The 18277-nt window shown below is 44.4% G+C and carries 20 protein-coding genes; 7 read left to right on the top strand and 13 right to left on the bottom strand.

Annotated elements, in window-relative coordinates:
• Positions 1–42 precede the first annotated feature (42 nt).
• The 7 genes from nlpA to ACL9RG_RS14705 form a co-directional block, all read right to left on the bottom strand.
• The gene (nlpA, locus tag ACL9RG_RS14735; RefSeq protein WP_422793427.1) at positions 43–840 is read right to left on the bottom strand and encodes a lipoprotein NlpA; all 798 of its coding nucleotides are present in this window, start codon (positions 838–840) and stop codon (positions 43–45) included.
• 301 nt (positions 841–1141) lie between these two features.
• Complete coding sequence (locus ACL9RG_RS14730; protein ID WP_422793426.1) at positions 1142–1294, bottom strand: DUF2474 domain-containing protein; 153 nt, start codon at positions 1292–1294, stop codon at positions 1142–1144.
• Between the two features lie 143 nt (positions 1295–1437).
• Entirely contained in the window at positions 1438–1617 is a 180-nt protein-coding gene (locus ACL9RG_RS14725; protein ID WP_422793366.1) for a YlcI/YnfO family protein, read from the bottom strand.
• Positions 1618–1694: 77 nt separating this feature from the next.
• Complete coding sequence (gene cydB, locus ACL9RG_RS14720) at positions 1695–2702, bottom strand: cytochrome d ubiquinol oxidase subunit II (RefSeq protein WP_422793365.1); 1008 nt, start codon at positions 2700–2702, stop codon at positions 1695–1697.
• 2 nt (positions 2703–2704) lie between these two features.
• On the bottom strand, positions 2705–4120 hold the full coding sequence (locus ACL9RG_RS14715) for a cytochrome ubiquinol oxidase subunit I (RefSeq protein ID WP_422793364.1): 1416 nt from the start codon (positions 4118–4120) through the stop codon (positions 2705–2707).
• Positions 4121–4226: 106 nt separating this feature from the next.
• Positions 4227–4697, bottom strand: coding sequence for a DUF2946 domain-containing protein (locus ACL9RG_RS14710; RefSeq protein ID WP_422793363.1), 471 nt, complete (start codon positions 4695–4697; stop codon positions 4227–4229).
• A 104-nt stretch (positions 4698–4801) separates the two neighbouring features.
• Positions 4802–5398, bottom strand: coding sequence for a hypothetical protein (locus ACL9RG_RS14705; RefSeq protein WP_422793362.1), 597 nt, complete (start codon positions 5396–5398; stop codon positions 4802–4804).
• Positions 5399–6194: 796 nt separating this feature from the next.
• Here ACL9RG_RS14705 and ACL9RG_RS14700 point away from each other — a divergent pair.
• The gene (locus ACL9RG_RS14700; RefSeq protein ID WP_422793361.1) at positions 6195–7229 is read left to right on the top strand and encodes an LA_2272 family surface repeat-containing protein; all 1035 of its coding nucleotides are present in this window, start codon (positions 6195–6197) and stop codon (positions 7227–7229) included.
• A gap of 137 nt (positions 7230–7366) precedes the next feature.
• Here the strand turns inward: ACL9RG_RS14700 and ACL9RG_RS14695 are convergent, their stop codons facing one another.
• Complete coding sequence (locus ACL9RG_RS14695; protein ID WP_422793360.1) at positions 7367–8200, bottom strand: LysR family transcriptional regulator; 834 nt, start codon at positions 8198–8200, stop codon at positions 7367–7369.
• Between the two features lie 124 nt (positions 8201–8324).
• Between ACL9RG_RS14695 and ACL9RG_RS14690 the strand changes: the two genes are divergently transcribed.
• Together ACL9RG_RS14690 and ACL9RG_RS14685 are read left to right on the top strand one after the other, a co-directional pair.
• Positions 8325–8615, top strand: a complete 291-nt coding sequence (locus ACL9RG_RS14690) for a putative quinol monooxygenase (RefSeq protein ID WP_422793359.1) — start codon at positions 8325–8327, stop codon at positions 8613–8615.
• A 157-nt stretch (positions 8616–8772) separates the two neighbouring features.
• Positions 8773–8952, top strand: coding sequence for a hypothetical protein (locus ACL9RG_RS14685; protein WP_422793358.1), 180 nt, complete (start codon positions 8773–8775; stop codon positions 8950–8952).
• 109 nt (positions 8953–9061) lie between these two features.
• Here ACL9RG_RS14685 and ghrB read toward each other — a convergent pair whose 3' ends face one another.
• Positions 9062–10036, bottom strand: coding sequence for a glyoxylate/hydroxypyruvate reductase GhrB (gene ghrB / locus ACL9RG_RS14680; protein WP_422793357.1), 975 nt, complete (start codon positions 10034–10036; stop codon positions 9062–9064).
• Between the two features lie 543 nt (positions 10037–10579).
• Here ghrB and ACL9RG_RS14675 point away from each other — a divergent pair.
• Together ACL9RG_RS14675 and ACL9RG_RS14670 are read left to right on the top strand one after the other, a co-directional pair.
• A complete protein-coding gene (locus tag ACL9RG_RS14675; RefSeq protein ID WP_422793356.1) occupies positions 10580–11434 on the top strand; it encodes a sugar phosphate isomerase/epimerase family protein in 855 nt (284 codons plus the stop codon).
• Between the two features lie 477 nt (positions 11435–11911).
• Positions 11912–13168 (top strand): MFS transporter, encoded by a 1257-nt coding sequence (locus ACL9RG_RS14670; RefSeq protein ID WP_422793355.1) that lies wholly within the window; start codon positions 11912–11914, stop codon positions 13166–13168.
• A gap of 158 nt (positions 13169–13326) precedes the next feature.
• Here ACL9RG_RS14670 and ACL9RG_RS14665 read toward each other — a convergent pair whose 3' ends face one another.
• From ACL9RG_RS14665 to ACL9RG_RS14655, 3 genes are all read right to left on the bottom strand, one after another.
• Complete coding sequence (locus tag ACL9RG_RS14665) at positions 13327–14289, bottom strand: sugar-binding transcriptional regulator (RefSeq protein ID WP_422793354.1); 963 nt, start codon at positions 14287–14289, stop codon at positions 13327–13329.
• Positions 14290–14371: 82 nt separating this feature from the next.
• Positions 14372–15028 carry a dihydroxyacetone kinase subunit DhaL gene (gene dhaL, locus ACL9RG_RS14660; protein WP_422793425.1) on the bottom strand — a complete coding sequence of 219 codons (657 nt, stop codon included), beginning with the start codon at positions 15026–15028 and terminating at the stop codon, positions 14372–14374.
• Positions 15029–15037: 9 nt separating this feature from the next.
• Complete coding sequence (locus tag ACL9RG_RS14655; protein WP_422793353.1) at positions 15038–16039, bottom strand: dihydroxyacetone kinase subunit DhaK; 1002 nt, start codon at positions 16037–16039, stop codon at positions 15038–15040.
• A gap of 546 nt (positions 16040–16585) precedes the next feature.
• Here ACL9RG_RS14655 and rpiB point away from each other — a divergent pair.
• Together rpiB and ACL9RG_RS14645 are read left to right on the top strand one after the other, a co-directional pair.
• Positions 16586–17044, top strand: coding sequence for a ribose 5-phosphate isomerase B (rpiB, locus tag ACL9RG_RS14650; protein ID WP_422793352.1), 459 nt, complete (start codon positions 16586–16588; stop codon positions 17042–17044).
• A 234-nt stretch (positions 17045–17278) separates the two neighbouring features.
• Positions 17279–17911 carry a LexA family protein gene (locus ACL9RG_RS14645; RefSeq protein WP_422793351.1) on the top strand — a complete coding sequence of 211 codons (633 nt, stop codon included), beginning with the start codon at positions 17279–17281 and terminating at the stop codon, positions 17909–17911.
• Positions 17912–17985: 74 nt separating this feature from the next.
• Here ACL9RG_RS14645 and ACL9RG_RS14640 read toward each other — a convergent pair whose 3' ends face one another.
• Complete coding sequence (locus ACL9RG_RS14640) at positions 17986–18267, bottom strand: YjeO family protein (protein WP_422793424.1); 282 nt, start codon at positions 18265–18267, stop codon at positions 17986–17988.
• Between the last annotated feature and the right edge of the window lie 10 nt (positions 18268–18277).

The following is an 18277-nucleotide window of genomic DNA, read 5'->3' as shown; positions in this document are numbered from 1 at the left end:
CGTTATGGTTATTGTATTCCTGATATGACGATATAACAGAGATTACCAACCCGGTACGGCACCGCCGTTAAAGATTTTTTCTGCGGCTTTGGCCACTTCCGGCGATTGATAGGATTGCAGAAATTCTTTTACATTCTCGGCATCTTTGTTGTCTTCCCTTGCGACCAGAATGTTCACATAAGGTGAATTTTTATCTTCGATAAACACGCTGTCATGTACCGGTGATAGACCCGTTTGTTGGATATATGTGGTACTGATAATTGCCACGTCTACTTTCGGATCGTCGAGCACGCGGGGTAGCTGTGCACCTTCGAGTTCCATGATATTCAGATGATGTGGGTTGTTAGTGATATCCAGCGCAGTTGGCAGCAGGCCTTTGCCTTCTTTTAGGGAGATAAGCTTTTCTTTTTGCAGCAGTAAAAGCGCGCGGCCCAGATTGGTTGGATCGTTCGGAATAGCGATAGTTGCCCCATCGTTGAGTTGATCGACGGTTTTAATTTTTTTTGAATAACCGGCCATCGGGAATACGAAGGTGTTACCTACGGCGACCAAATGATAGTTATGTGCTTTATTATCTTGCTCAAGGAACGGTCGATGCTGGAAGACGTTAGCATCCAGTTCGCCATGCTCTGTCGCGTCATTTGGTAGCAGCGATCCACTAAAACCAACCAGTTCAACATCCAGACCGTATTTCTCTTTCGCTACTTTTTTAGCAACCGTGGCCACATCCTGCTCAGCGCCATTAATTACGCCAACCTTGATATGTTTTGCATCGTGATCTTTTTGATCGCAGCCTGCCAGTAATAATCCTGTCAACAGAGCTACTATTCCAACCTTCATGGTCAATTTCACATTTTTTCCTTATAAAATAAAGAGTAATACATAATATGAAGACTATAGCAGGATGGTAATGAGTGCCTAAAAAACGAAAAAGCATCAACAATAAGAAATAATTCTATACCTTGAGGGTATTGCTTGAAATAACGTTAAATCGCCATAGGAATATTAATATTTAACGTGAATTTCCTCTAAAAAATATGGGGCTGAGCGATGGTCGGGTGCGTTTCTCTCTCGATAAATAATGAGGATTCTCTCGGTCAGTACAGAGGAAATAACCGCCCAGAAGGACGGTTAGTGTTCATTAATGCGTTTTCATTCCGGCAGCTGACATGAAGAGGCGGAAAATACTGGCTATGGCAAATAACGTTAGAATACTGCCCAGGTAGATCACTACCAGCCAAAACATTTTTTTCCACCAACGTCCCTTTCCAGAGGGAAGGGTGCCGATATCCATTTTTTGAATTTTTGGTTTCATTCGCATCTCCAAACTCTCACCTCTATGCGCAGCGGTCTTCGCAGTAGGTGAGAGTGTGATTTATGTTAACCGTGATAATGTTGAATTGGTGCGATTAGGCACAAATTACAAATTGTTCATTATCAGCTGTCTGATGCCTTGTGCTGTTCGTCTTTTATGCGACGCGAGCATGCTTCGATGACCCATGCAGAGAAGTTCGACTCCCCCTCTTGCTGCAAGGCTATTTGGATTTCTGCGATTAACAGATGCGGAAATCGAATATTTTTTGTTGCCGTTCTTGGCGTTACATTTTTTGCAACCATACGATGCTTCCTGTTGTGCCTCGGTACAAAGAAAGAGCAACGCGGTGTTGCCCCTTTCTTTGTCGAATAAAACTCTATCAGTGGTAGCCTTGATCTGGCGTGACCTTGCCGCGAAACACGTAGTAACTCCAGAAGGTGTACGCCAGAATGATCGGGATGATGAACAGTGCACCGACCAAAATGAATCCTTGGCTTTCTAGCGAAGAAGAAGCCTGCCAGAAGGAGATATTCGGTGGAATAATGTTTGGCCACGTGCTGATCCCTAAGCCGCTAAAGCCTAAGAAGATCAATACCAGTGTTAATAGGAAAGGAGAGAAATGTGCACCGCGTTCGACTGCATGGATTAACCGCCACGTACACAGCGCAACGAGTAGCGGAACCGGCATAAACCAGAAAATATTTGGCACGCTGAACCAGCGTTGCGCAATCTCCGGGTGTGCCATCGGGGTCCAGATACTAATGACGGCAAGTACCCACAACAAAAACAGCATCAGAGGTTTGGACAAATTATGCATGCGCTGTTGTAGCGTGCCTTCTGTTTTCATGACCAGCCAGGTTGCCCCCAAAAGTGCATAAGCCACCATCAGGCCAAAACCACAGAAAAGGGTGAAGGGCGTCAGCCAGTCAAGCGCTCCTCCGGCATAAGTCTTATTGTGAACGGTAAAGCCATTAATAAATGCACCGACAATGACCCCTTGAGAAAACGTCGCAAGCAACGATCCCCAGAAGAACGATTTGTCCCAAATGTGACGCCGGGAAGGGCTGGCTTTGAAACGAAATTCAAAGGCTACGCCTCGGAAGATAAGCCCGAAAAGCATCACTGTAATGGGGATAGAGAGTGCGTCGAGTACAACTGAATAGGCGAGAGGAAACGCGCCATATAATGCAGCGCCGCCGAGAACAAGCCAGGTTTCGTTACCATCCCAGATAGGCGCAACGGTGTTCATCATGACATCGCGATCTTCGCTGTCTTTCACCAATGGAAAGATCAGCCCAATGCCTAAGTCGAAACCATCCATAACGACATACATCAAGATGCCGAAGACAATAATAACAAACCAGATTAGTGGTAAATCAATACCCATTTTCAGCTCCTTGAGTCTAATGTTTCATTCACGGCAGATAACGGGCGCGCTGGCGTACGTTGTTGTCCTGGGCCGCCATGCTCGTCGGTACCATCGTCGTGAACTGTTGGCCCTTTGCGTATCAGTTTCATCATGTAGGCGTAACCAACTCCGAATACGGAGAAATAGACGACAATAAAAGCCAGCAGAGTCAGGCTCATATGCAACTCACCATGTGCAGAGACGGCATCGCGGGTTCGAAGCAGGCCATAAACAACCCAAGGTTGTCGCCCAATCTCTGTGGTAAACCAACCCGCGAGGATGGCAATAAGGCCGGAAGGTCCCATCAAAAATACAAAGCGCAAGAAGAGTCGGGATTGATAAAGTTTTCCTTTTTTCCTTAGCCACAAACTCCAGATACCGGAAAGTATCATCAGCAAGCCAAGCCCAACCATGATCCTAAATGACCAGAAAATAATCGTTGAATTGGGGCGATCCTCTTTGGGGAAGGTCTTTAACGCGGGGATTTGTTTATCGAGACTGTGCGTCAGAATAATGCTGCCAAGTGCCGGAAGTTCTAGTGCAAAGTGAGTCTTTTCTTGCTCCATATCCGGCCAGCCGACTAAGACTAAAGGTGAGGGTTTGTCATCGGTATTTTCCCAATGCCCTTCGATAGCCGCAATTTTTGCAGGTTGATATTTCAGGGTGTTCAAGCCATGCGCATCGCCTAAAAAGGCTTGTATCGGCGAGACGATCAGTGCCATCCACATTGCCATTGAAAGCATTTTCCGAATGGCGGGGGTATCGTTGCCTTTGAGCAGGTGCCATGCCGCAGAAGAGGCAATAAAGAACGCTGATGCCAGGAACGCCGCTGTCGACATATGAGCCAGGCGGAAGGGGAAGGATGGGTTGAAAATGACTTTTAACCACTCTGAAGGAACCGCTTCGCCATTGATGATGCTATAGCCTTGCGGGGTATGCATCCAACTATTCGATGCCAGTATCCAGAAGGTGGAAATGATCGTTCCCAGCGCCACCATGCAAGTAGCGAAGAAGTGTAGCTTTGGCCCCACTCTGTTCCAGCCAAACAGCATGACACCCAGAAAACCAGCTTCAAGGAAGAATGCTGTTAACACTTCATAGGTTAAAAGCGGTCCGGTGATACCGCCTGCGAAGACCGAAAACTGGCTCCAGTTAGTGCCAAACTGGTAAGCCATAACCAGGCCGGATACCACGCCCATACCGAAGTTGACCGCGAATACTTTGATCCAAAAATGATAGAGATCGCGGTAAACGCTCTGCTTAGTTTTAAGCCATAGACCTTCCAATACTGCTAAATAGCTAGCAATACCAATAGTTATCGCCGGAAAGATAATATGAAAAGACACCGTAAATGCGAACTGGATACGTGCAAGCTCCAGCGCCGTCAAAGTAAACATTGATTGGCCTCACAACAATTTTATAACGCGTACATCTATCCCTACCGCAGAAAGCGCAGCAAAAAAGTCCACTTACCGCAAAGCAAGCAGAAGGGCATATTGAGTATTAGATATGGCGATATGGAGGTGGGGCGCGAGGTTGAACATCTCTTAAAACGGCGTGCGGAACAAATTTGACAAAATATCGTTCAGGCGGAGCGCGGGAAAATAGGCTAATCAGTATGATATTAGCAGGGAGTTTTAGCTCGAGTAACGGAACATGTAGCAACATCACGCAATAGCCGCATGCCACATCATCCATCATCATGCCACCTGCCATATGAGCATGATCGCCCATCATAGGGTGCGACATGTCCATCTGCGACATGTCCATCATTGACATGTCGTGCATATCAGCATCCGACATTGATGCCATCGCCATTTCATGCGCAGAAGTGTTCCCATGGTCCAGCGCTCGAGAAACTGCTGGGCCAATAAACAACATCATAATTGCGAAAATACCCAGCCAGGAAGGGAGGTTTTTTCGCGAAAGGCTAAAGCAACTTAACACTGAGCCATGATAAACATTTCTATGCATGGTGCAGGATTTTACGGCCTTTAGGATAATTGTTAAAATTTTTATTAAGGTATTTGCTTTTTGACGATGTAATATCGCACACTTTGTTAAAAAATAAGTCTATTTTAAGTGTTTCGTGATTTTAATCGCAGGCTACGTGCAATGCTAGTGATGCGCTGCGTGCGGCAATACAGCACAAACACGATAAATGACCCTCCGTTAATCAACGAACGACAGGATAGGATAAAAGCCAGAGAAATTAGCATTAAAATGACATGGCGAGTATCCCAGGAGAGCGCCACATTTATCAGTTGCAAAATTGTGGCGACGAACAACCCGTTATAGACCAGAGAATAAATGGTCAGGCCACTATTAAAGCCGCGGGAAATTAGATAACTAGCAGTAAGATTGCTGATAATAAAAACTATCGATGGCAGGAAGAAGGCTGCTGCTCTGGCTGGTGGCGACAGTGAAGGTAAAACATGCAGCAACGTCAGCAGATTTAGCGCAAATGTCAGTATAAATAGCAATAAGACCCATGCCAGAGAAAAAGCATTTTGACGCGGTAACTGCTGCGGTGGCTTATCGAAATAACGTTCTAGTTCGATAGTTGAGTGCTGCAATAACTGGTCATCTTTTCGCGCAATAACCTGCTCAGTTTCCTTACCGTGCAGGAATAACTCGAAAAATCGTGGGCCGATTAAAAAGGTTAATAATTTCATTAAATTACCGCAAGAGATTGAATGGTACCCAAAATATAACGCCCAGTTTTTGGGATATTGCCAGGTGCTGCAATGACACCACTAACCGCGCTTCCTGCCAGACCTGCTGCATTGGTTGCAACGTTTGCCAGCTGTTTTCTTAGTTCATTTTGGACGGGTTCAACTGGCCTCGTAATGTTATTGTTAACAGAATTAATCGTGTATTTTTCGATTGGATGCGGAGCGTTATCTCTATAATTCGTCGTTTTACGACAATAAGATGAAAAACTAACCTATTTACAATATTGTCACAAGTGTAAAAGAGTTTTTCTGCCAACGGGGCCGTATAAAACGGGTAGCTTAAAATGCCTCTTAGTACGGCGCTTTCTTTGTCAATTGTGACACTTTGTGGCTATCTACAGGCTTAGCCGTGTGGTTTGCTGATTGGGTTCGGCTGGTATGATGATGTCACCATTTCTAATGAATTAATAAAATTGAATAAATAACATTTTAAGATATGAAAATGGCACGTTTAATTAAATTTATAAAAAATTTTCGGTGTATCTGTTTTTCATTGGAATATGAAATGTAACTATTACTTATCATAAAAAATCTAGAAGCATTTTTTGGATAAATAAGAAGTGAATAACTCAGTATTTTGATTGTCGAAGGGATGCATCATAGTAAGTCATCATTGGTGTGTTTCATTTCTGTTATTTTCAACATCCACCAGACTGAATAAAACGAACATTATTAAACAATAACAGTAAGGAATTAATTTCCTTAATTAATTAAAACTGAAAAGTTGAGATGAAAAATGAAATACTCAAAATTAGGTTTATTACTCTCATGCGTGATATTTTCTGCGGCAAGCGTTGCTGCGCCCGTCCAGGTGTCATCATTCGGCAATCTGCCGGCTGACCGTGAAGTTAACGGTTTCCATGGTAGTTTCCTGTATAGCGACACTGGAACGGTAAGCGGTTTTGATTTGCCAATCCTCGGCTACAGCGAAATGGATCAGCTTAACGGTTTCCAGCTTGGCCTTATCTCAGGTTCTCACATCCGCAATGGTATGAACGGCGCAGCTTTTGGTCTGTTCAACTGGCACGGCGGCTATGATCAGGGCGTTAACTTTAGCTTAGCGAATCAGGTTAATGATATTGATGGTGTTAACCTTGGTATTTATAGCGGCGCAACCGGCACAGTGCACGGGGTAAGCCTTGGTGCAGTTACCACATCAGGTAATATGTATGGTCTGAACGTAGGCGCTATTGCTAACTACACTACCGGGCGTGTTAAAGGGCTGAACATTGCGCCATTTAACTGGACCGGGCAGAAAACCGATGGTGTTAATGTCAGTGTTCTCAATCACACTGGCGATGTTAAAGGTGTCAATATCGGCGCACTTGGCAACTGGAGTGAGGGGAATATCACCGGTGTGAACCTCGGTATCGTTAACGTCTCTGGTGATGTTACAGGTTTAAACTTTGCGCCGATTAATAAATCTGGCAATGTGGTTGGGGCAAATATAAGTGCTCTGAACTGGAGTGGTGATGTCACGGGGTTCAACTTTGGTGCAGTTAATATTGCCAATAATGTACAAGGGATGAACTTGGGCGTTGTGAACGTCTCGAACGATGTGAACGGGCTTAACTTCGGCGTTATCAACACCACGATGAAAACCAGCGGTACGGATATAGGTATTATTAACTATGCCGGTGCAACTAACTTCCAGTTCGGCCTGGTGAACGTTGCTGAAGATCTGGAAGGTTTGCAGATTGGTGTGGTTAACGTAGCAATGAATGCTGCGGTACCGGTATTGCCAATTGCCAACTTCCATATGACGTTCTGATAGGTGTTTAATATAGAGTGATTTGGTTCTTATTAATCTTAAAATAAGGAGCAATATCAAAAATGATGCCACGTTGAGCCCTTAAATCGGCATTCGCGTGGCATTTTCATTGGTGAAAAATAGTGCTTTTGAATAAGTTACAGATGTTCTATCTGTATAAAATCTAACATTGTAGTAATTGTTTTGTGTTTGATAGATCGATGCCAGGCAACATGCACGTCACAGGCTATAGACTCTGTTTGCTGGTGAAGGGGCGTTGCGGAATATTTTTCTAGTACTCGCTCTGGGATAAAGGCGATGCCAAGGTGGTTCTCCGCCAAAGAGAGCATTGTCTGATAACTTTCCATGATGATGATTTGGTATTTACCTACTGGTTGTGTAGTAAGCCAGGCTGTAACCATATCGCTGTAAAGACACTCTTTACCAAAGGTATATAGCGGGATAGGGGCGCGAGAAACGGCATCAGGTTTGCCAACCAAAATGAGTCTTTCTTTGAATGCTAATGCACTAGTGATCTCGGGGTTTTCAATCGGACCATCTGAAAAGATCAGATCAAACTTACGGTCAATCAGTCCCTCTTCAAGCACTCGCGAATGTGCATTTATCAGGTTTACCTGAATGTGATTATTAGCCTGCATAAACGAGAGTATTTTGGGCGGTAACCAGTAATCAGCGGCCACATCTATTGCCCCGATCGTTAACGATGAGTAGCCATTATTCTTTTGATATTTTTTATCTATTTCGCTCGAGAAATCGACTAATGGCTTTACGTCTTGGTAATAACTTTTTCCAAATGGTGTGACAATTAGCCTGCCTTTGTAGCGTTCAAACAAGGGCTCACTTAGTTCATTCTCCAGCTCTTTTATCATCTTAGTGATATTGGACGGTACACAAAACATCGTTTGTGCCGCGGGGCCAATTCCTCCTAATTCGACGACTCGACAAAATGCTTCAGCAGATCTTAGCTTCATTTGTGTTCCATTTTGTGAATTGATTTGTTGAAAATAAGTTACTTTTAGTGAATGTGTAAGTCAAGTAATCTTCACCTTGTCGCCAGACGCGAGAAAATTTTCTTATTAATAGAGGAAAGCAAAGATGATTACATTAAACGTATTCTTTAAAGTAAAAGCTGACAAGAAAGCTGAATTCCTTTCTGTTTTGAACAATATGGTTGTTGAGTCAAATAAAGAAGATGGATGTCATTTTTACCAGCTGTGGAATAACGAAAGTGATAAAAATCACTTTGCACTCATTGAGCTGTGGAAAGACAAAGATGTGTTGAAAAAACATCAGCAAACCCCGCACTGGATCGCATTTAATGATGTTGTAAACACGTTCCTTACTGAACCGTATGATGAGCATCACTTTAGCGAAATTGCTCGCTAATGTATTTTATTTAGGCGAGCTATTGCTGTCCGCATAAGTCTTAGTTCGCAGCTCTACACCACCTTTTTATAAAGGTGGTGTTTTTACATATGATGATTAATATTTTTTTATCAATATGTTATATGAGCTTCTAAAAGTGAGTAACTCAGTATTTTGAGTGTCGAAGGAGGGCATCATTGCCAATAACGTACAAGGGATGGACTTGGGCGTTGTGAACGTCTCGAACGATGTGGACGGGCTTAACTTCGGCGTTATCAACACTACGATGAAAACCAGCGGTACGGATATAGGTGTTATTAACTATGCCGGTGCAACTAACTTCCATATGACGTTCTGATAAAAGTCCCGCCGTCGTATAACATTGGCGGGATTATTTTGTTACGCTGCTGATAATCCATGTTCGCTACATATTACTCAGCTAAAAATCCATATGTAGCAGCTGATCATTATTTTAGATCCCGCGAATTAACACAGTTCTCTTCTATATTACCGGATAATGCAGCAATCAAATTGTCTACTGCGCATGTTGCCATATTATTACGTGTTTCTTGAGTTGCTGAACCAATATGGGGGAGGGCAATAACATTCGGTAGTGCTAGTAATTTCGATGATACAGGTAATGGCTCTTTAGAGAAAACATCAAGCCCAGCGGCAAAAATCGTTCTGGTCTCCAAAGCAGAAATCAATGCTTCTTCATCAATAACGTCTCCTCTGCCACCATTCACTAATACGGCCGTTTTCTTCATCTTCACCAATTGAGCCGCACCGATCAGATGATAGGTTTCAGGTGACAGTGGCAAGGTAATACAAACAAAATCAGACTCGGTGAGTAGTGTTTCTAACTCACAATGTTGCGCATTGAATCGATGGTCAGCTTCAGGTTTTGGTGACCGACCGGTATAGAGTACCGACATCCCGAACCCATGATGTGCCCGCTGTGCCAGCGCCATTCCCACGCGTCCCATCCCCAAGATGCCGATGGTTTTATGATGCACATCAACGCCAAACCATGCAGGGCCGACGCTTGCTTGCCATTCACCGGCTTTCACGCCGTCTGCGAGTTCCACAAAACGGCGTGCAGAAGCGATCACCAATCCCATAATGTTATCCGCTACGGTTTCGGTGAGCACTGAAGGCGTATGCATCAATGCAATGCGACGTTCGTTCAAGGCGGTGACATCAAAATTGTCGTAACCCACCGAGATTGAGGAAAAAGCACGCAGCTTGGGGGTCTGTTGCAAGAATTCACGATCTATTTTGCCACCCGCGCCAATAATGCCGTCGAGTACTGGCAGGATCTCGTCCAAATTGGAGAGACTTGCTGCATCTAATCCGTCAGCGGTATAAACCCTAAAGTGTTGTAGCAAACGTTCATGCTGTTCAGCAGGGATCTTTTTATATAGTAAAACGGCAGGTTTCATTAGGCTCTCCCCAAAATAGGCTCTGAAGCACGGCCATGCCAGCACATTCTATGTACCTCAACCCGTGCTGCACTTTCTTACTATGCAGTGTTGTTATCACTGCATCTGTGAATACAAGGACACAATAAAGTGTTCATATGATTAACGCAAAGACAAATGAAACAAAAAATGTTGCGGGATGATAGCCATCTCAGTGATGAATCGCTAAGAAATGGCAGAAGGTTCACAGAATAAAATCGGAGAAAAGCTATATTTTTCACTAAGTATCGATCGCATAGATGCCTTTCTTTTGCTTATGCAGGCATACAGCTTGGCATCTCTCCTCGCGATATCGTTTATTTACGGGACGATGTTGGTTTTGTGACCTTCTTCACTGTCTGCATAACTGGCCTTCGACGCATATTGAACAAAAGAAATAGTCGTGTTCTTATGTTTTGGTGGTTGCGACAAATAGACAAAACCTTAACGTCAGATGGTTATCGTTAAATGTTGTGCAGCAGCGTTGAGCTTTTGGTCGAACTTAATAATTCTGTGAGGTAGAAAGTGGATACGAAAGAGTGGGTAGTGGGCGTCAATACCGCAATGTTTGATGGCGTTGATACTGAAACAGCCTTTCAGACAATTCAGCAGGCAGGCTTTCGCTATGTCGAGTTAGCTTACAACGAGGGATATATTGGTAATATTAGCCCTGAGCTCTTTAGCCAATCACATGCCGAAGATATTAAGCGCCTGCTAAACCAATACGGTCTGAAAACTGCCGCGTTGGGCTGTACAATGAACCTAGCGACCCCAGATACCGTTGAGCAATTGCGGATGCGCGTACGTTTCGCCCACGCAATTGGCGCAACCGCGATGAATATCTGCACAGGCCGCAAAGAGCATTACAATGTGATTGTTGACAACTTACGTGCCGTTGCCCCCTACGCTGCTGAACATAATTGTGTCATTTGCATCGAGAACGGCGGAGACCCGAATTTTGATGCTTTCGCGGTCGCCGAAGAAGGGTTCGCAATGCTACAAGACATCGGTCATGATGCCGTCGCATTCAATATTGATGCTGGGAACATGGTTTCCCTTAGACCTGATGAAGATGCGATTGCTCAGGCATTCGAAATGCTGCCAGCGATGCGCCATCTCCACATTAAAGATATCGAAATAAAAGACGGTGAGTTTTACTTCTGCGCTATTGGCGACGGATGTTTGAACTATGGCTCATTGCTGGAACAATTGGCATTGCGTCAAATCCCATGCAGTTTAGAGATCCCACTGCGGATGCATCGCCAGCAAAATACCTACCCGCTACGCGGCGAGATGCCGATTGATCCCTCTATTAGTCTTGAGGTGCTAATTCGATCGCGTCTGGCGATTGAAAAATTACTAGGGCATTCGCTGTATTAATTTTTTTGCAATATAACGAAAAAAGACGTCGTATACCCAAAATAATTGGAGTGGTATCCGGATGATAAGGTCGTGCTTTCCGATGAACTGGCTGGTGTCTGTGACTCGGGGTAGTGAGCTTAGCCAATACGGATGCAACCTACACTATTATGGGGAATTATTGCAATGAACATCGAGATACAGAGATGCTGGCAAACGATCGAAAGCTCTCTGTATCTTGACGTATAACTGTATGTTTTACCCATAATAAAATCGGAGCCCTACTACCTATAATAAAATGATGCCTACCAATCTGCATTTATATAAACAGGTCTGCGTGGCTTTAACTTAACAGGGTAGTAGTGACTATTAAAAATTATTGCATTACATCACCGCCTTAAAAAAGCCAGCGGAGAATATATGAATATGCATGCCCAACGATCTGTATCTAATAATAATTCCACCCCTACTTCAGTTCGCTGGAAGATTCTAGCGGTTATGTGTCTATTAGTTGCTGTAAATATGATGGACCGGACAACTATCTCTATTGCGCTTCCCTATATAAAAGACGAATTACATCTGTCACCGACGGTACAAGGATTAGTACTGAGCGGTTTTTTCTGGTCGTATACATTAATGCAGCTCCCGGCAGGATGGTTACTCGATCGTTTTGGTCCGCGTAAAGTCATTACCGTAGCCACGGGAATGTGGGGGATTAGTCAGCTTTGTATGGCGGTGGTCAGCGGCGGGTTGTCGTTGATCTTTGCTCGTCTGTTCCTTGGCGTCGCTGAAGCACCAATGTCGCCGGGGAATGCGAAACTAACCTCTGCATGGCTGGCGCGTTCCGAACGTGCGCGCGGCGCGGTGCTGATCGACTGCGGCAGTCCAATCGGCATTGGTTTGGGGGGGATAACGATTGCTTACCTGATCGCAACACTCGATTCCTGGCGTTTGTCTTTTATTATTGTCGCTGTCTTCAGTTTATTATTAAGCATCGTCGCATGGCGTAAATTAAAAGATAAACCAAGTGATGATCCACGTATTAACCAGGCAGAAATTGATTTAATAGAAAATGACGCTTTTGAAAAAAACAGCACCGATGAAATACCAGTAGAGGTAAAAGGCTTAGGTATTCATAAGGTATCAATGCTGGCTATTATTGTGGCAAGATTTTTCTGGTCGATGATCTACTTTGGATTATTGACCTGGGGGCCAAGTTATCTTTCCCAGGCGAGAGGATTTGATATTAAATCGGTGGGCAATGCGACGTTCTTTATTTTCCTACTCGGTGGGCTTGGCGCGCTTAGCTATGGTTTCTTAGTCGATTACATGGTCAAAAAAGGCATAAGTCGTAATATCGCCTTTAAGAGTTTGTTCTCGCTTTCCGGTTTAGTTGCTTTTGGTATTTTCCTTTATTTACCACATATTTCTGACCCTATTGTCGCCGTCGGGTTACTTTCACTGGCTTCGTTCTTTGTGACCGGTGTCGGCTCGGTTTATTGGAGTTTGCCTGCATTGTTGGCACATAAATCTCGGGCGGGTTTGGTCGGCGGCATTATGAATATGGCCGGTAGCGTGGGCGGTATCCTGATTCCGATTATTGTTGGCCTTATTTTACAATTTACAGCGAGCTTCAATGGTGTCCTGATGCTGTTTGCTTTCTGTTCCATCATGTACTTATTGGGCTCATTATTGATTCGTTTTGATGGCCGCAGTAATCAGTATGTTGGTAAAGCTGCACTCGAGGTTAAATAACCTTCACTCTGCTATCTAGCCGGCGGCTTGGCGTCGCTGGCGTATCGTTAAAAACAATGCGGCGAGCGCGGTCCAAATGGACCGCGCTTAGTTTTGTTTATCGTTATTTTTAGTGGGTAATGCGCGGGCTTGAATGGGAGAGAGTGACACGCTGTGTTTTACTGCTTCATACTGAGTACGGTACGTATATTTCTAGCGCTGGTGGCAATAATATCAATGGCTCCTGTTTGCAGCGCACCAATAATAGAAATCGCTTTAGTGCTCTCGGAGGCAATCGCAATAACACAAGGGATGTTGCGAAGTTCATCAATGTTAAGACCAATGACTCGATTATCCATTACTGTATTAACATGCTTACCCTGAATATTAAAGAAGTCATAACCTGCGATATCGCCAATTACGCCTTGATTTAGACTGGCATCGTTTATCTCTTGTGGCGTAAACCAGCCCAACTTAACCATATAGCTATTTTCATTCATATCACCAATGCCAACCAAGGCAATATCGGCTTTTCTTGCCCGGTCCAGCGTCTCTTTAATTGTGCTGTTACTCAGCAGAAAGTTTTTCATCTCTGGATTTTCAACGTAAGCCGGGGCATAAAGTGTTTCGCTGCTGCCGCCAAATTTTTTGGCCAGCAACCGGCTGATATGATCGGCATTAATGACATCGCCTGGACGGTGCGTACCGCCAATACCACAGATAAAACGACAGTCGCGTGGAGGAATAATAGTATTGTATTCGGCAATGGCTGCAACGTTCCGGCCTTGTCCTACTGTAACCACCATGTTGTCTTTTAAATTGGATGCCAAATAGCTTGAGACCAGTGACGCTACTTGTGAGCGCTGTTCATCATCGTCAGGGTGATCAAGAGCGATTAATGCCCGGCTTATTGGAAAGCGCTCAAGCATCTGTTTTTCTAATTGAGTGCTGAAGATGGGGTGGTAGCGAACATTGATTTCAACAATGCCTTCTTCTTTGGCTTTTCTCAGTAAACGGCCCACCTTGATGCGCGAAATACCAAATTTCTTTGAGATTTCATCCTGCGTCACTTCCTCAAGATAATATGCCGTGGCTATTTCAGTTAGTAGTTCAAAATCTTGGTATTGTGATGATTTATCCATACGGCCTACTTGACTCCAAGTGGGTGAATTCTGAGGGGAGAAATGAGACTACCCCGTGTAATGCGGGGTAGTATAGATGAACTTAAGCAGCGATGGGATTGAGTTGTTCGGTTACGGTATCAGACAGTTGGCACAGTAGGAAACAGCAGGATGTTGCACCGGCGTCTAACACGCCTCTTGAGCGCTCGCCAAGGCGGCTAGCGCGGCCAATTTTAGCCACCAAGTCCTTGGTCGAGTCACGTCCTTGCTCCGCAGCATTTTTCAATTTGCTCAACGCATCAGCAAAGTTATCGCCCTGTTTTATGGCTTCACCGTAAGCATTAATTGCCGGTACTAGCGTATCCATGAGGCATTTGTCCCCAACGCCAGCAGAGCTGATTTCCTGTAACTCGGTAAGGCCGTTTTCGAGCATGGCGAGAAAATCTTGCTTGTCGAGTTTGTTCTTATCTCGCACGCTATTTGCCATACCCAGGAAGAAGCTGCCGTAGAGCGGGCCCATTGAACCGCCGATGCCTTCCATTAAGGCGTCGGTGATAGCGTCGAAACCTTCGGCTAATGTCAGCGTTTTATCTTTTATTGCATCGCCACACATGGCAAAGCCTTTTGACATATTGATGCCGTGGTCACCGTCACCAATTGCACCGTCAATGTCGCTCAAATATCCACGGTTTGTGACGATAATATAAATTAAATCGGTCACTATTCTGTTGCCGGACTGTGTTGAAATATATTGGTTCATCATTTATTCCTACTCTACTTGTACTAAACCTATTGATTCTGCGGGCATATCAACCAGAGATTTCAGTTCATCATCCACTTTCATCACCGTTAACGTCACGCCCATCATTTCCAAGGAGGTGAAGTAATTGCCAACATATTGGCTATGGATACGAATGCCTTTTTCGCTGAGTAGTTTCTCTATCTCAGCATAATAAATGAACAGCTCCATGATAGGTGTTGCACCGAGGCCAGAAACCAGAACCACGACCTCATCATTTTCCTGCGGCTGTAAATCATCTAACACGTAAGTCAGCATCGTTTTAGCAATACCGGATGCCGGTTGAATAGGGGAGACTTCAACGCCCGGTTCGCCATGATGGCCAATACCGACTTCCATCATGCCATTGGCAATATGGAAATTAGGGTGTCCGACGGCAGGGATTGTGCAGGATGAGAGGCCAACACCGATAGAGCGGCAATTATTGATAGCTTTTTGTGCAACCCCGATCACGCCGTCAAGGTCATAACCTTTTGCGGCAGCGGCAGCACCGACTTTCCACATTAAAATTTCGCCTGCGACGCCCCGACGTTTCTCTAGATCGGTTTTTGGCGCAGAGGCAACATCATCATTAGCAACCACTGTTTTGACCGTAATACCCTGTACTGCGGCTTTTTTCACGGCCATCTTGACGTTCATATTATCGCCAGCGTAGTTACCGTACAGGCAGGCGACACCCGCACCGCTATCGGCGGCTTTAAACGCGCCAAGGAAAGCCCCTGCGGTTGGAGATGAGAAAATCTCACCGATCGCCACAGCATCGACCATATTTCTACCGACATACCCGAGGAAGGCTGGCTCGTGTCCCGCGCCACCGCCGGTCACAATACCGACTTTGCCTTTGATTGGTACCGCTGGATATTTGATGACGCGAGCATTGTCCGTTGGTGAAAAATACTGGGGGTATGCTTTCAGGTATCCCTGGATAGCATCTTCAACTACGTGATCAGGATCGTTGATAATTCTGTTCATCTCGATTTCTCATTATGTCGAATGAAATAATTCGTATTTAAGACAATGACTGGGTTGTAAAACCGCCGTCAACCAACGGATTTGCCGCGTGACTCCTGAAACATTACTACGCGAACACCCTATGATTTGGCGGAGCGTCACCAGCGGATTGAGGTCCGGGCCCTTCATCCATCAAGGCGAAAACGCTAGTAATTCCTTTCTTTTCATCCAATAAAGCCGACTTTTTGTAGTTGTCGTTCATTAATGAATTAATTGTTCAAATGAACACTATAATTCAGCTCGGTTTTTGCCTAGCGATAATTGGTTAAAGTGTGATGTTGCTCATAAAAAACCAATAACACGCTTTTTTGATAGGTTTTGATTATTAATTACTCATATTTGCGTGTTTTTCGTGAAGCGTTCTCAGTTGTCTTAATGTATCATATGAACAGTTGTTGATTATTTGTATGTTTGGTTTTATCTTGGCATCACGATGTGAATTGCCCTGTTTGCCTGTATATAGGCTGATGCCGGTAGCACATCCCTAACAACTATCTGGAGAACGCTATGCTACCTATTGCTATTGGTGCAGATGACGCTGCATTTGAATTGAAAAAGATCTTGGTTAAGCACATTCAGGAGCGCGGTTACGAAGTAACTGATTACACACGAGAGTCTGATATCGCCAATACTGCTTACCCTGATATCGCCTATGAAGTGGCTCATGCGATTAAAGATGGCAAACATCAGCGCGGTATTTTGATCTGTGGTACAGGTATTGGGATGAGTATTACAGCTAATAAAGTCAGTGGTATTCGTGCAGCACAATGCCACGACACTTTTTCCGCAGAGCGGGCAAGGAAAAGTAATAATGCACAGATCGTGACCTTAGGTTCACGTGTCATTGGTGCTGAATTGGCCAAAACAATTGTTGATAGCTGGCTAGCTTCAGAGTTTGAAGGGGGACGTTCAGTGCCGAAGGTTGAAAAAATTGGCTGGTATGAAAATCTAGAAAAGCAGGGTTGAAAATCTCTCTCGTCAGATAAAAAATGCGTTCTTGTTTCAACGCAACGCAACTCGCTAAATATCAAGTCATGGGATGAATGCTCTGAACATGTTCATCCTATTTCTCTGCTCTAAAGTGAATGGTGAAAACCGTCTGCCGCGTATCCCATCTATAGTTTTTTCTCATAACAATTTATTTTGTTTGTTAATTACACCTTTTCTTGTAAGCATAGCGAGGGAAGAAAAGGGGGCATAATGAATATCGGTGAAAGAGTTAAGTCTAAACGTGAGGCGTTAAACCTCACTCAGGTTGAGTTAGCGGCGAGAATAGGTACCTCGCAACAGTCTATTGAGCAGTTAGAAGGGGGAAAAACCAAACGTCCTCGTTACCTGCCGGAGCTATCGGTGGCATTGGATGTCACCGTTGACTGGTTAGTGCACGGTACGCCGGAGCAGGAAATCAGCGATCTCACACCTTACCGCCCCAGCAATAAATATCCAGTAATCAGTAAGGTTCAGGCCGGTTGCTGGGCTGAAGCTGTCGAAGCTTATAGCATTAAAGACCTTGATGTGTGGCTGGACTCAGACGCCAGTATCCACGGCGAGGGTTTTTGGCTGGAGGTTGAAGGGGATTCGATGACCGCGCCCATTGGCTTAAGTATTCCCGAAGGAACTTTTGTCTTGTTTGATACGGGCCGGGACCCGGCTAATGGCAACCTGGTGATTGCTAAATTGTCAGACTCGAACGAGGCAACCTTTAAAAAGCTGATTATTGATGGTGGCCAGAAATACCTGAAAGGTCTTAACCCGCAATGGCCGTTAGTGCCAATTAATGGCACCTGCAAAATCATCGGGGTAGCAATAGAAACGAAGATGAAGCTGTTGTAGGTCGGAGCATATAAAAACAATCTTACTCTTCTCACCCGGCCATAGTGTGCCGGGTTTTTTATTTACTATCAGGGCTAACATATATTTAATCTAAGATAGAATCGCCAGATTGAATAGGAAATTATAGCAAGGGTTAATATGTTTATATGAATCGATTTTAATTTGTATTTTTTTAAAAAAAACACGCAGGGGATGAGAAAAATGATTGCTAGTGTGGCAGTGAAATCTCTAGTGTCATCCACCACTAATGCTCTGTGGGCAATACATGTATTTTTTATATCAACCCCATCAACATAGTCTTCCTCTTTAAAGGAGGAGAGAATGTAAATCAAAGGAAAAGAAAATGCATAGTACATACAAATGATG

This window comes from Rouxiella sp. Mn2063 (assembly GCF_049319665.1).
In the GTDB taxonomy this organism is placed as follows: Bacteria; Pseudomonadota; Gammaproteobacteria; order Enterobacterales; family Enterobacteriaceae; genus JBMOUD01.
The sequence above is the reverse complement of the archived record's forward strand: the minus strand, read 5'-3'. Positions and strand labels throughout refer to the sequence as shown.